The sequence below is a fragment of the Rhizobium sp. CAU 1783 genome (assembly GCF_054551725.1).
Genome location: NZ_JBTOLM010000002.1, coordinates 1,193,850 through 1,207,347, shown reverse-complemented (window position 1 = coordinate 1,207,347; position 13,498 = coordinate 1,193,850). Strand labels below are relative to the sequence as shown.

The 13,498-nt window shown below is 67.2% G+C and carries 12 protein-coding genes; 3 read left to right on the top strand and 9 right to left on the bottom strand.

Going from position 1 to position 13,498, the window contains the following annotated elements; all coding sequences use genetic code 11:
- Nucleotides 1-43 precede the first annotated feature (43 nt).
- A complete protein-coding gene (locus tag ACX93L_RS12695; RefSeq protein ID WP_459405165.1) occupies nt 44-175 on the top strand; it encodes a hypothetical protein in 132 nt (43 codons plus the stop codon).
- Nucleotides 176-299: 124 nt separating this feature from the next.
- Here the strand turns inward: ACX93L_RS12695 and ACX93L_RS12690 are convergent, their stop codons facing one another.
- From ACX93L_RS12690 to ACX93L_RS12655, 8 genes are all read right to left on the bottom strand, one after another.
- A complete protein-coding gene (locus ACX93L_RS12690; RefSeq protein WP_459405380.1) occupies nt 300-1,532 on the bottom strand; it encodes a DNA-packaging protein in 1,233 nt (410 codons plus the stop codon).
- A gap of 499 nt (nt 1,533-2,031) precedes the next feature.
- A complete protein-coding gene (locus tag ACX93L_RS12685; RefSeq protein ID WP_459405164.1) occupies nt 2,032-2,652 on the bottom strand; it encodes a hypothetical protein in 621 nt (206 codons plus the stop codon).
- Nucleotides 2,653-3,527: 875 nt separating this feature from the next.
- Entirely contained in the window at nt 3,528-4,700 is a 1,173-nt protein-coding gene (locus tag ACX93L_RS12680; RefSeq protein ID WP_459405163.1) for a GGDEF domain-containing protein, read from the bottom strand.
- A gap of 174 nt (nt 4,701-4,874) precedes the next feature.
- Nucleotides 4,875-5,225: a hypothetical protein gene (locus ACX93L_RS12675; protein ID WP_459405162.1), complete on the bottom strand. Its 351-nt coding sequence runs from the start codon at nt 5,223-5,225 to the stop codon at nt 4,875-4,877.
- Nucleotides 5,226-5,354: 129 nt separating this feature from the next.
- On the bottom strand, nt 5,355-5,705 hold the full coding sequence (locus tag ACX93L_RS12670; RefSeq protein ID WP_169595374.1) for a carboxymuconolactone decarboxylase family protein: 351 nt from the start codon (nt 5,703-5,705) through the stop codon (nt 5,355-5,357).
- 331 nt (nt 5,706-6,036) lie between these two features.
- Nucleotides 6,037-6,243, bottom strand: coding sequence for a heavy-metal-associated domain-containing protein (locus tag ACX93L_RS12665; RefSeq protein ID WP_169595376.1), 207 nt, complete (start codon nt 6,241-6,243; stop codon nt 6,037-6,039).
- A gap of 120 nt (nt 6,244-6,363) precedes the next feature.
- On the bottom strand, nt 6,364-6,825 hold the full coding sequence (gene cueR / locus ACX93L_RS12660) for a Cu(I)-responsive transcriptional regulator (protein WP_459405379.1): 462 nt from the start codon (nt 6,823-6,825) through the stop codon (nt 6,364-6,366).
- 47 nt (nt 6,826-6,872) lie between these two features.
- Nucleotides 6,873-9,419: a heavy metal translocating P-type ATPase gene (locus ACX93L_RS12655; RefSeq protein WP_459405161.1), complete on the bottom strand. Its 2,547-nt coding sequence runs from the start codon at nt 9,417-9,419 to the stop codon at nt 6,873-6,875.
- Nucleotides 9,420-9,893: 474 nt separating this feature from the next.
- Here ACX93L_RS12655 and ACX93L_RS12650 point away from each other — a divergent pair, with 474 nt between their 5' ends.
- Nucleotides 9,894-10,379: a chemotaxis protein CheW gene (locus ACX93L_RS12650; protein WP_459405378.1), complete on the top strand. Its 486-nt coding sequence runs from the start codon at nt 9,894-9,896 to the stop codon at nt 10,377-10,379.
- 284 nt (nt 10,380-10,663) lie between these two features.
- On the opposite strand, the gene ACX93L_RS12645 is transcribed toward ACX93L_RS12650, so the two are convergent.
- A complete protein-coding gene (locus ACX93L_RS12645) occupies nt 10,664-11,128 on the bottom strand; it encodes a YcgN family cysteine cluster protein (protein ID WP_459405160.1) in 465 nt (154 codons plus the stop codon).
- Between the two features lie 202 nt (nt 11,129-11,330).
- On the opposite strand from ACX93L_RS12645, the gene ACX93L_RS12640 reads away from it, so the two are divergent.
- Nucleotides 11,331-13,490: a transglycosylase domain-containing protein gene (locus ACX93L_RS12640; RefSeq protein ID WP_459405159.1), complete on the top strand. Its 2,160-nt coding sequence runs from the start codon at nt 11,331-11,333 to the stop codon at nt 13,488-13,490.
- Nucleotides 13,491-13,498 lie beyond the last annotated feature (8 nt).

The following is a 13,498-nucleotide window of genomic DNA, read 5'->3' as shown; positions in this document are numbered from 1 at the left end:
ATTCAGCGTTTAGGCCCGCACAGGAACCCGTGAGGAGAGACCGATGCAAGCAAACAGCACGACCCAGACCAAGGCTTCCGTAGCAACCATTCCCGCCCACGTCCTCGAGCGCCTCGAAAGCGAATGGCGCCAGATGCGTCAGGGCGCGAGCCAGCCCGCTCCGTCCGCCAAGTAAGGGCCAATTCCGTTTTGCTTCGACCGGCGCCCCAGAGGCGCCGGTTTCGTTTCCACTGGCGCCTTCGGGCGCCGGTTTCGTTTTTGCCGAGGCCTCTGGGCGCCGTTTCCGTCTGCACCGCCCCTCAGATCCCCCGGATGCGCGGTTCGCCCGCCCCTTCCAGCATCAGCGCTGTGAGCGCCCAGACCAGCGCGTCGAGCCGATCCGGCGAGCGGCCGTCCGACAGGCCGTCGGGACCGAAGTCGCACATCTGGTCTTCCAGCGCGGCGAAGCGGGCGGCATGCACCACCCGGCCCTGCTCATAAAGCGCCGCCACCGGTTCGGCGCGCAGATATTTTCCCCTGCTCGCCCTGACCATGGTCAGCGGCAGGTTCGCCTCCACGCTTCTCAGCATGGCGGCCACCATGTCGCCGCCCTGGTTGACTTCCGCCACCACCCGGTCCGCCTCGAAGCGGCGGAAGGTCGCGACCACGGCGCGGGCCCAGTCGGCCGGGCTCCTGCCCTCGACCGAGGCGTCGGCGAGCACCACGGCGCGGCCGCTCTCGCCGAGCCCAGCGACGACGATGCCGCAGACCGAGGCCGGGCCGCTGCCGGCCGGCGGATCGACCGCCACGACGATGCGCCGCAGCGGCTCGGCCAGCCGCACGGTCAGCGCCTCCAGGCGGTCGCGCCGCCACAGCCCATCCTCGCGATCCTCGATCAGTTCGCCACCGAGTTCCTGCCGGCCGAGCCGCGTGCCGCCGTAGCGGCGCTCCAGCGCGGCGATGAAGCCGGGGGCGAGGTTTGCCCGGTTGGCCGCGGTCGAAAGCCGGGACACCACCGTCTCCGCATCGCCGATCAGCCGCTTCAGGAGCGGCACGGCGCGCGGCGTGGTGGTCACCAGCTGGCGCGGCCGCTCGCCCAGCCTCAGGCCGAACTGCAGCATGTCGAAGGTTTCCTCCGCATGCTTCCATTTGGCCAGCTCGTCGCACCAGGCATAGTGAAACTGCGGCCCGCGCAGGCTTTCCGGGTCCTCCGAGGAAAAGATCTGGGCAATCGCCCCGTTCGGCCAGACGATCCTGCGCCTGGTGATCTCGACTTCGGGCCGCAGGCGCCTCGCGATCCTTGCAATGCCGGAGGCCCCGTCGATCATCACCTCGCGGGCGTCGCCCAGCGTCTCGGCGACGAGCGCGATCCGCAGATCCGTGCGCGGCCCGGCGGAAAGCGCCAGAGCGTGCACCCATTCGGCGCCGGCCCGCGTCTTGCCCGATCCGCGCCCGCCCATCACCAGCCAGGTCGCCCAATCGCCCGCCGGCGGCTTCTGCTCGTCACGGCCGGAAATCTCCCAGCTTCGCCCGATCCGTCGGGCGGCAAGCAGCCCGCGCCGCGCGATCAGCCCGGCCAGATCCGGATCGATGCCGTCCGCGGTTGTCGAGGCGTGAACCGCGGACCGGTCCTCCGTCCCGCCGGTTTTCGCCGCGGCGGTCTCTCTGCCGCCGTCGTCCTCGTCGTTCCCTTGATCTGCGGCGCGGGCTGCCGGCCCGCGATCGTCAACCGGCACCGCAGCGAGGCCGGCGACGGCCGTGCCCAGATCCGGCGCTGCCGGATGGGTGGTAGGCTGCGCCGGCCCCGGCATGTCCGCCTTGGTCCCCTCGGCACGCGGGTCTGCCGAACGTGCGACGTCCGGTGTGAAATCCGGCGCGTCCCTGAAGCAGGCATTCTCGCCGGCGGCGATCCGGTCGCCGATCTGGCCCGACAGAGCCCGACCCGCCTCGGCCAATTCGCTTTTGTGCCGCCGGCCGATGTCGCTCATCCGCTTCCCCGCGAGAGTATCGATCCGAACCCGTTTCCTTCCCGAAACCTTGGAAATCGACCGCTCAGCCGCCGCCAGTGCCCGGCGTTGCTCCCGGTTCAGGCGGACCGGCTCCGGCGATCCCGCCGGCATCGCCGGCCCCTCGCTCCCCTCCCTCTCTGGCCCGTCCTTCGGCCATCCGGGCTTCAAGGCTTGCTTCGAGGCGGGCTTCAAGGCGGGCTTCGGCCCGCGCTTCGGCGCGAACCTCGATGATGCGCAGCAGTTCCTGCCGGATCTCTTCTTCATCCTCGCCCTCGCCGCTTGCCAGTGCCGCGTCCTCGCGGTCGCGCGCCAGCTGGCGCTTCAGGCTGTCGATCTTTTCCAGCGTCCGGACGATCAGCGCGATCGCGTCGGTCGCCGCCTTCACATCGGCGCGCGCCGCCTTGGCGGCAGCCTCGTCGGCCCCGTCGATCATGCCTTCGGCCGAGGTCCGCAGCCGGCGGAACAGCTCGAACTGGTCGCGCATCTCCTGCGTCAGGTCGTCGAGCAGCCCGGTCAGCCGGTCGACCGGCGACCCGGCCTCCGCCGACTTCAGCTCGAGAACCGTCGCTTCCGCCCGCGCCGCGCACCGCTCGAGGCTCCAGCCCTTGTCGCCGCGCGGCGCCCCGAGCAGGGCAATCGCAATCTCCGGATCCTGATCCATCATGCTCTCCTGATGTCGCGGTGAAGCACCGTGGCTGACGCCCGAGAGGACAGCCCGCACGATCTCCACGTAAAGGGCCGCCGTCGCGGTTCTTCTTCAGGGATGCCCGGCGCCTCGCCTCTTGCGGCTCTCCCCCCTTGAGGGGGAGATGCCCGCCCTTCGGCGGCCTCACGGGGGCAGAGGGGGGTATCGCTGGCAGTACAGCCTAGCCGCTTGCCCCGTTGCCATTGCTCATCGGCCCCTCGCCCCTCATCCGCCTGCCGGCACCGTCTCCCCGCAGGCGGGGAGAAGGCAGAGGTGGCATCGCCGTGGCCGTCCCTTCTCCCCGGTCACCATAGCTGAGGGCCAGGCCTCGGCCGCGCCGCTTGTCCCTTCTCCCCGTCAGAACGCGGAGAAGGTGCCGGCAGGCGGATGAGGGGCAATCAGGAGGAGCAGCAGGAAGGGCAATTCCAACCAGCAATCGCAAGGCCGTGGCCCGAAACCCGACCGGCCGCAACCGCCCACCAACCGCGCAACAAAAAAGGCCCGGTCCCCCGAGCCTTCACAAACTTCCCGTCGCGAGCCGGCCAGCAAAACAACCGCTGCGGCCACAGCTTTCCGACGATGACTGAACCCTAGCAGACGACCGTCACGCCGTCAAGGACTATTTTCCTATTTCTTCATCGAACCGCGAGACGCTCCCTCAACCCGCTCCCTCACCCTGCCCCTCATCCTCCTGCCGGCACCTTCTCCCCGCCGGCGGGGAGAAGGACCAAGAGGCACCGCGCCGGCCGTCCCCTCTCCCCGTGTACGGGGAGAGGGTCAGGGTGAGGGGCAGAGGTCGAGGGGCTAGCACCAGCGATTGTCGAAAGAGACAGTCCCCCGCAGCCCCTGCCCCCTCAAGCAGCCGCGCTCAGCCGGTCGCGACCGTCGCGCTTGGCCTCGTAGAGCGCGCGGTCGGCGCGGGCGATCAGGCGGTGGGCGGTCTGCGGGGTTTCGCCGCGGCCCCAGGCGATGCCGATCGATACGGTAACGAAGGGCGCGCCGTCGGGGCGGCCGGGATGGGCGAGCGACAGCGCCCGGATCGTTTCGATCGCGTCTTCGGCGAGCGCCCGGCCGGCCGTCTCGTCGCCGTCGACCAGAAGGGTGAATTCCTCGCCGCCGAGGCGGGCGGCAAAGCCGCCGGCGCGGGCCGCACTTTCGGCGAGTGCGGCACCGATGCGGCGCAGGCATTCGTCGCCGGCGGTATGGCCCAGTCGGTCGTTGAACAGCTTGAAGAAATCGACGTCGACCATCATCACCGCGAGCGGCACGCCCCGTTCCAGCCGGGCGGACAGCTCCTCGTCGAGATGGCGGCGGTTCGGCAGGCCGGTCAGCGCGTCGGTGCGCGACAGGTCGCGAAAATGGCTGCCGATCTCCTCGGCCGTCGCCGCGCGGGTGCGGGCGTCGAGCTCGGCGAGATAGGAACGGCAGCGCTGGAATTCGGCGTGCCAGTTGGCATAAAGCGTGAAGATGCAGCAGATCACCATCTGCAGCATCAGAGAAATCCTCAAGCCGTCGTCGAGGCCGGCCTTCATCGAAAGCCCGGCGATCGTCACCGCACAGGTGATCAGCGTCATCGCCAGCGCATAGCGAAAACGGAACGCAATCAACATGTTGGCGAAGACAAGCGCCAGCGACAGTTCACCCAGCGTGTAGGCGGCGAGCGGCGATTTCGACATCAGCACCACGGCGACCGAAAACAGCGTCACGCCCAGCATGGCCGGCAGCACCATGAACTCGCGCCAGAAGGCACTGACGCGCGGGAAGGCCCAGAGGATCACGAGGCAGGCCGGGGTCTGGACGAGAACGCGCACCAGCACGGTGAAATCGTGGATGTCGGACAGCAGGTAGAAGCTGGTGATGTTGTAGAGATTGTAGAGGATCAGGCCGACCAGCGCGGTGTGCCTCAGATGCCGTGTCCGCGCCTCGCCGTTGTCGGCCTCATAGAGGGCGTCGATGTCTGGACGAAACCGAAGAAGGACGTCCACCCGGCCCCCGGCCAGGTTGTTCCTCATACCCGCAAAAGCCATCTTGCCCCTTTCCCCCCGAACGTTCCTGCGCCCCCGCAAATTTAGCTTTTACTAAAAATGTGGAAACAAAGGACTAACAGAAATGGGGGCAGGCAGGTCGGATGAGGGCGCGAGGCCCTGGCGGACAAGGCGTTGCTGGCCGTCAAGGCGATCCTTGAAGCCAGGGCAGGCCCCTTACTGCGGCATCAGCGTTTCCGTCTTGCGGACCTTGAGCCCGAGGCTCAGGCGCGCGCAGGCGGGCAGCGTTTCTCCCTCGAGCACCGCGACGACCGAGCGGCCGGCCTTCGGGTCGCAGAAGAGCTCGACCACGCCGTCCGGCAGGCACTGGATCACCCGTTCGCGGCCGTCGGTGGTGCGTCGCACGATGAAGTCGCGGCGGCGCTTGAAGTCGGGGGTCTTGTCGGAAAAGGCGGTCTCGCATTCGGTCAGCGACGTGGCCGCCTTCTCGTAGAAGGTGGGTTCCCCGGCAAGCGCGACGGCGGGGGCGGCCAGGGCGAAAAGGGTGATCGGCAGAAGGCGGCGCATCGGCGGGAACTCCAGGAGATTCGGGTCGGCTGGAGCCTAGCGCGGGTCAGCGGGCGGCGAAACCGCCAAGTGTGGGCGAACCCGAGGCGGGCGGACCCGAGGCGGCGGGTCCGCCGGCAGGATGCAGCCTTATTCGGCTGCCCCGCCATACTGTTCCCAGGCCGCCATGGCGTGGCCGGCATACATCAGCGACGGCCCGCCGCCCATGTAGACGGCCATTCCGAGGGTCTCCTCGAACTCCGCCTTGGTGCAGCCGAGCTTGACCAGCGCCTCGGTGTGGAAGCCGATGCAGCCGTCGCAGCGGGTGGAGATCGCGATCCCGAGGGCCACCAGTTCCTTGGTTTTCTTGTCCAGCGCCCCGTCCTTGGTGGCGGCCTGCGCCATGGCGGAAAAGCCGGCCATCACGTCCGGGATGTCCTTGCGCAAGGTCTTGATGCCGTTGGAGATTTCCTTGGTGATTTCGAGATAGTTCTTGGACATGGGAGCCCTGCCTTTCATACACATATAGGATTTACGCTATATATGTACGAAGCTCTGTAGATACGCAAGAACCCCGGCCGACAAAATCCACGGCGCGGCGATCCGCCCCAGTCCGGACGATCACGGCCGGTCAGCAGGCCGGACACCCCGTCAAAAGACAGGCCGTCGGCCCGCCAAGAAGACCGGCCGCCAGTTTGTCGATAGGCGCCGCCCCTTCCATCGACGCCATCCTCGGCCTCGTGCCGAGGATCCACGCCATCAGAGAGGCATCCCGCTACCAATGCCCGGGACAGGCCCGAGCATGAGGGGCGAGATCGGCCCCCCTCGCCGCTCAGGCGCTTTTCAAGACCGGCGTATAACCCGCCTCGCGGATTGCTTCCTCGGCCTTTGCCGCATCGCCCTCGACCGCCACTTCGTGGGTCTTGAGGTCGATCGCCACGGCCGCGCCCGGCAGGGCCTCGGCGAGCGCCTTGGTCACGGCCTTTTCGCAGTGGCCGCAGGTCATGTCCTCGACGAGGAAGAGATGTTTTGCGCTCATGGGTCAGTCCTTTCATGTTTCCGTCAGTGTCGCGTTCCTCTCTCTTGCACCTTTCCACCATGGGAAGGTCAAGTCGAAAAACCGCGAAACCGGGTGCCGACGTAATTCCCGGAAAACGCCCTAGATGTCGCGGGCGGCCCGGGCGGTGCGTGCCGTGCCGCGGCGGGTGGCCGGGCGCGCGACGCCCGCCGTCTTGCCGCCGGAAAGGTCGGCAAGGATCGGGCAGCTCGGCCGCTCGTCGCCGTGGCAACAGCGTGCGAGATCGGACAGCGTCGCGACCATCGCCTGCATGCCGGCGATCTTCAGCTCGAGCTCGGCGATATGGTCGGTCGCCAGCTTCTTCACCTCGGCGCTGGTGCGGTCCTTGTCGGCCCAGAGCTTCAAGAGGCGCTCGGTCTCCTCCAGCGAGAAGCCGAGCGAGCGGGCGCGGCGGACGAAGCGCAGCCGGTGCACCTCGTCCTCGCCATAGATACGGTAGTTGCTCGCCGTGCGATGCGCCGGCATCACGAGGCCGATCTCCTCGTAATAGCGGATCATTTTCGACGATACGCCCGAGGCTTCCGAGGCCTCGCCGATGTTCATGCCGCCCAGTCGTGCCATTGTCCCACCCATCGCGTTCGTCTCCAGCCTCACCGCACGAGATCGGTGACACGTGCGCGCCGCAGGCGGAGCGCATTGGTCAGCACGAAGACGCTGGACAGGCCCATGGCGCCTGCGCCGACCATGGGCGACAGCAGGATGCCGAAATTGGGGTAGAGGATGCCCGCGGCCACCGGGATCAGCAATATGTTGTAGGCGAAGGCCCAAAAAAGGTTCTGCCCGATGTTGCGGATCACCGCATGGCTGAGCTCGATCGCGTGAACCGCCGAAGCAAGATCGCCGCCGACCAGAACCACGTCGGCGCTTTCGATCGCCACGTCGGTGCCGGTGCCGATGGCAATGCCCGTGTCGGCGGTGGCAAGCGCCGGCGCGTCGTTGATGCCGTCGCCGACGAAGGCCACCTTGCGGCCTTCGGCCTTCAAGCGGTTCAGCACCTCGACCTTGCCGTCCGGCAGCACCTCGGCCACCACCTCGGCAATACCCGCCGCCCGGCCGATCGCTTCCGCCGTGCCGCGATTGTCGCCGGTCACCATGACCACGGACAAACCGAGCGCCTTCAAGGCCTCGATGGCGGCGACGCTGTTGGGCTTCAGCGGGTCGGAGACCGCGAGCGCTGCCGCCAGCCGGCCGTCGATCGCCACGTAGAGCGGCGTCTTGCCCTCGCTGGCGAGCTTTGCCGCGACCTCGGCGAAGGGGGCAACGTCGAGCCCGAGCCTTGCCATGTAGCGGTCGGCGCCGGCAGCGACCGTGCGACCTTCGACCTTTCCGGTGATGCCGAAGCCGGCCACCGCCTCGACGCCGTCGGCCGCCGCGACGGTGAGCCCGCGGGTCTCGGCAGCCCTGACGATCGCTTCGCCGACCGGGTGTTCCGAGCGGGCTTCGAGGCCTGCGGCGAGCGACAGGACCTCGTTCTCGTCAAAGCCCTCGGCCACCGATACGTCAGTCAGTTCCGGCCGGCCCTTGGTGATGGTGCCGGTCTTGTCCATGACGACGGTGTCGACCTCCTTCAGCGTCTGAAGGGCCTCGCCCTTGCGGAACAACACGCCGAGTTCGGCGGCCCGGCCGGTGCCGACCATGATCGAGGTCGGCGTGGCAAGCCCCATGGCGCAGGGGCAGGCGATGATCAGCACGGCGACCGCGGCGACCAGGCCATAGGTATAGGCCGGATCCGGCCCGACGAAGAACCAGACGAGGAAGGTCGCGGCAGCAATGGCGATCACCGCCGGTACGAACCAGGCCGTCACCTTGTCGACCATCATCTGGATCGGCAGTTTTGCCCCTTGCGCCTCCCCGACCATGCGGATGATCTGCGAGAGCATCATATCCGGGCCGACCTTTTCGGCCCTGAAACGGAACGAGCCGCGGCCGTTGATCGTACCGCCGATGACGGTGGCGCCTTGCGTCTTCTCGACCGGCAGCGGCTCGCCGGAAATCATCGCCTCGTCGACATGCGAGGCGCCGTCGATCACCGTGCCATCGACCGGCAGCCGTTCGCCCGGGCGGATCACCACGACGTCGCCGACCACCACGTCGGAGGCGGCGATGTCGAGCGTCTGACCGTTCCGCTCCACGCGGGCGGTCTTGGCCTGCAGGCCGGCGAGCTTCTTGATCGCCGCGCCCGTGCGCCCCTTGGCGCGGGCCTCGAGCAGGCGCCCGAGCAGGATGAGCGAGACGATGACGGTCGCGGCTTCATAATAGACATGCCGCGCCTCGGCCGGCAGGACGGCCGGGGCAAAGGTCGTCACCAGCGAATAGAGATAGGCCGCCCCGGTGCCGATCGCCACCAGCGAATTCATGTCGGGGCCACCGTGCAGGAGTGCCGGGAAGCCCTTGACGAAGAAGCGCCGGCCGGGACCGGCCAGCACCGCGGTCGCCAGCACGAACTGCAGGAGATTCAACTGGTTGCCGGGCAGCAGCGTCATCAGCGTATGGTGCAGCGGCGGATAGATGTGGCTTCCCATTTCCATGACGAAGAGCGGCAGGGAGAGCACGAAGGCGATCCAGAAATCGCGCGTCAGCCGGGCGATCTCGCGCTCCTTGGCCTGCTCATGGGTGTCCGGCTCGCCGGCCTCGGCCTGCAGTTTCGCCTTGTAGCCGGCCTTCTCGACCGCCTTCACCATGGCGGGTACGGCATTGCGTCCGCCGAGCACGGTGACCACCGCCTTGGCGGTCGCGAGGTTGACCGCGGCCGTCTCGACCGCCGGCACGGTTTTCAGCGCCTTTTCCACCCGCGCCACGCAGGAGGCGCAGGTCATGTCCTCGATATCGAGCACCAGCGTTTCCGCCTTCGCCTCGTAGCCGGCATCCTTCACCGCCTTGACCAGCGCCTCGGCCGAAAAGCCCGGCCCCGGGGTCACGCTCAGCGTCTCGGTGGCGAAGTTGACCGCACTCGTCTCGACGCCCGCCACCTTGGCCGCCGCCTTTTCCACCCGCTTCACGCAGGACGCACAGGTCATGCCCTCGACCGGCAGGATGATCGGCGACAGCGCTGGTGTTCTTGTGGTGCCCTTGGCCGGCAAAGGCGCCTGCCCGAAGCTTTCCCCACCCGTCGGATGGATCGTCTGATGTTCGTTCATCTCTTTACCTCTCGGCCGTGCAGCGGTCCCGTGATTCAGGACCCATATATGGGTCCCGAAACAGGAATCGCCCGCGTCCACGGCACGGAAACCGGTTTCAAAAAGCGCCCGAACCCGACCGGTCCCGAGGCGTCTTCCCCCTAGATGCACCTTCCCATCATGGGAGGGTCAAGGGGTGCGGGGCAAAAAAGGATGCATGTTGACGCGAGGCCAGGACGCGAAGCGAGGCCTGCGGACTCCCACGCTCCCCCTTGAGGGGAGATCGGCAAGCAGCCTCGCCGGCTGCTCCCTCAATCCGCGAAGAGGCTGCGCCCGTCCCCGGAGCCCGCCCCTCATCCGCCCCCTGAGCCCGTCGAAGGGTAAGGGGCAGAAATCAGGGGACGAGATCAAGCCAGCCCGGCGCCAGCTTTGACCGGTAGGAAACGAGTTCACATTCTTCCCCGTCGCGAGGATACCGGCGTGAACGTCAATGCAATGACCAATGCTTCCCTGGAAATCATCGCCTTCCGGCTCAACGACCAGTCCTTCTGCGTCAAGACGCGGTCGATCCGCGAGATCCGCGGCTGGGTACCCGTCACGCCGATGCCGCATGCCCCTTATGAGGTGCTTGGCGTCATCAACCTGCGCGGCATGGTGATCCCGATCATCGATCTCGCCTCCAAGCTCGGCATGCAGGGCACCGAAGCCTCCGAGCGCAGCGCCATCATCGTCACCGACGTCAACGACATGACCATGGGCCTCCTGGTCGAGGGCGTCTCCGACATCCTCACCGTGCCGGCCGACAGCCTTCAGCCGGTCCCGCACAACACCGGACAAGCGACCCAGTTCATCGACGGCATCCTCGCCCACCAGGACCAGATGATCTGCTTCCTGAACCTCGAAGAACTGTTCTCCGCCAGCGGCCCGAGCGGCAGTGGCGGAGGCGGTGGCGGCGCCGGTCCCGGCTGGGAAGAGTTTTGAGACGGGGCGGCAACCGCCCCATCGCGTTCTGACCGGCTGGAGAGACGACAGTCACACTACCGCCCCTCATCCGCCTGCTTGTCCCTTCTCCCCGCATGCGGGGAGAAGGGACAAGCAGCACCGCCCCGGCCGTCCCCTCTCCCCGCATGCGGGGAGAGGGTCAGGGTGAGGGGCAATGCTCGGTAGGTTAGCGTGAGGGGCAATCCCCCGCTGATCAAAGTGAGGGTCAGAGGCTGCCGCGACGGCTGCGGAACGGGGTGAAGGACGGCTCCAATGTCGCCCCCCTACTCCGCCCCTTCCCCGACATGCAACGGCCAGTCGACCACATAATCCTCGAAATCCTCGACGGCGACGTCGTCCTCGGAGACGGTGCGGTCGCGGGCGGAAATGCCGGCCTCGTGCACGGTTTCGCGATCGCCGGATACGAGGTAGTGCCACCAGTAGAGGTCGCGGCCCTCGCCGATCAGGCGGTAGGCGCAGGTCGGCGGCAGCCAGGAGATCTCGTCGACGCCCTTGACGGTGAGCTGGATGCAATCCGGCACCGTCTCCTGGCGGTTCTCGTAGTCCTTGCAGCGACAGCTCTCCCCGTCGAGCAGGCGACAGGCAACCGAGGTGAAGACGACCTCTCCGGTGTCCCAGTCCTCGAGCTTGTTCAGGCAACAGAGGCCGCAGCCGTCGCAAAGTCCTTCCCATTCGGAAAGGCTCATCTCGGCGAGCGTCTTGGTCTTCCAGTAGGGTGTGTCGTTCATCGCCATTCCCGAGCCTTGTGCCGGGCCGTCCGTGCGGGGGCGAGCCCCTCGCTTTTTTCTTGTTCTTTGCCCGCAAATCGACAATCTATCAGCCAATTGTAAGGCATGCCGATTTGCCCGGCGCTTTTCAGGGGACGGTCTTGGCCCCTGCCGGCGGTCGCGTCAAGGGCGCAGGCCTTCTCGTTGAAGGATTGAAGTGCACGTGGCCGAGGAACGTCCGCCGGAAGACCAGAAGAAGCCGCGCCTCAAGCGCCACATCCTGCTTCGCGTCGACAGCTGGATCGACTCGACGATGTGGAATGCCGGCTTCCAGGTCGCCGAAACCTGGGAGGAGATCACCATCTTCTTCCGGCGTTTCCGGGTGCGCGGCTGGAAGAAGCTGTTCTTCGAGGTGCTCGGCGAGGGCATGACGCTCGGCACCGCCGGCTTTGTGCTGCTCCTGGCGCTCGCCCAGCCGGCCTTCGAGGAAACCAAGAAGGACTGGCGCAACCACGGCGACTTCGCCGTCACCTTCCTCGACCGCTACGGCAACCTGATCGGCCATCGCGGCATCATCCACGAGAACTCCGTGCCGATCGACGAGTTGCCGGATCACCTGATCAAGGCGGTGCTGGCGACCGAGGACCGGCGCTTCTTCGAGCATTTCGGCATCGACTTCCTCGGCCTTGCCCGCGCGATGAGCGAGAATGCCAGGGCCGGCACGGTCGTGCAGGGCGGTTCGACGCTCACGCAGCAGCTCGCCAAGAACCTGTTCCTCACCAACGAGCGGTCGATCGAGCGCAAGATCAAGGAAGCCTTCCTGGCGCTGTGGCTCGAGGCCAACCTCACCAAGAAGGAAATCCTGTCGCTCTATCTCGACCGCGCCTATATGGGCGGCGGCACCTTCGGGGCGGCGGCGGCGGCACAGTTCTATTTCGGCAAGCCGCTGACCGAGGTGAACCTCGCGGAATCGGCGATGCTCGCCGGCCTGTTCAAGGCGCCGGCCAAATATGCGCCCCACGTCAACCTGCCCGCGGCGCGTGCCCGCGCCAACGAGGTGCTCTCCAACATGGTGCAGGGCGGCATCATGACGGAGGGCCAGGTGATCGCCGCGCGGCGCAATCCGGCGAGCGTCATCGACCGCGACGAGGCGGAGGCGCCGGACTTCTTCCTCGACTGGGCCTTCGACGAGGTGCAGCGCATCGCCGCCAAGTTCAAGGACCATACGCTGGTGGTGCGCACCACCATCGACACCGGCCTGCAGAAGGCGGCGGAAGAGGCGGTCGCGGCAAACCTGCGCGAATATGGCGAGAGCTACAACGTCAAGCAGGGCGCGCTGGTGATGATCGAGAACGGCGGGGCCGTGCGCGCCATGGTCGGCGGCCGAGACTACGGCGAAAGCCAGTTCAACCGCGCCTCTCGAGCGCTGCGTCAGCCGGGCTCCTCGTTCAAGGTCTATACCTATTCGCTGGCCATGGAATCGGGGCTGACGCCGGATTCGCCGATCGTCGACGCGCCGATCTCCTGGGGCAACTGGAGCCCCCACAACTACGGCAACAGCTATGCCGGCCGGATCGACATCAAGACGGCACTCGCCAAGTCGATCAACACGATCCCGGTGCGCCTCGCCAAGGACAAGCTCGGCCCGGGCGCCATCGACAAGATCATGGCCGAGGCCAAGAAATTCGGCGTCGAGACGCCGATCCGCAAGGACGTGACGATCCCGATCGGCACCTCGGAAGTGACCGTGCTCGACCAGGCGACCGCCTATGCCGTGTTCCCGGCCGGCGGGTTGCAGTCGCGACGCCACGGCATCGGGCAGATCACCAATTATGCCGGCGACATCCTCTACGACTTCGACCGCGACGAGCCGGCGCCTCAGCGGGTGCTGTCGGAGACGGCGGCTGCCTACATGAACCAGATGCTGACCCGCGTGCCCTACGTCGGCACGGCCCGGCGTGCCGCCGTCGACGGGGTCCTGACCGGCGGCAAGACCGGCACCACCCAGGCCTATCGCGACGCCTGGTTCTGCGGCTTCACCGGCAACTACACGGCCGCCGTCTGGTTCGGCAACGACGACTACACCTCGTCCAACAACATGACCGGCGGCTCGCTGCCGGCGATGACCTTCAAGACGCTGATGGATTATGCCCACCAGGGCATCGACCTTCGCCCCATCCCCGGCGTCGAGACCCCGCCGCCGGAAGCGCAAAAGGAAATCGCCAAGGCAAAGCCGGCCGAGGAAGAGGGCAAGCTGCCGCCGATGGTGCGTCCGCGCTCGCTCTCGGCAGAGACGACCCGGATGATCCGCGGCATCGCCCGCATGCTCGACGAGGCCAAGCCCATCGTGCTCGATCCGCAGAAGGTCGCGAGCGTCGACTGACACATTTC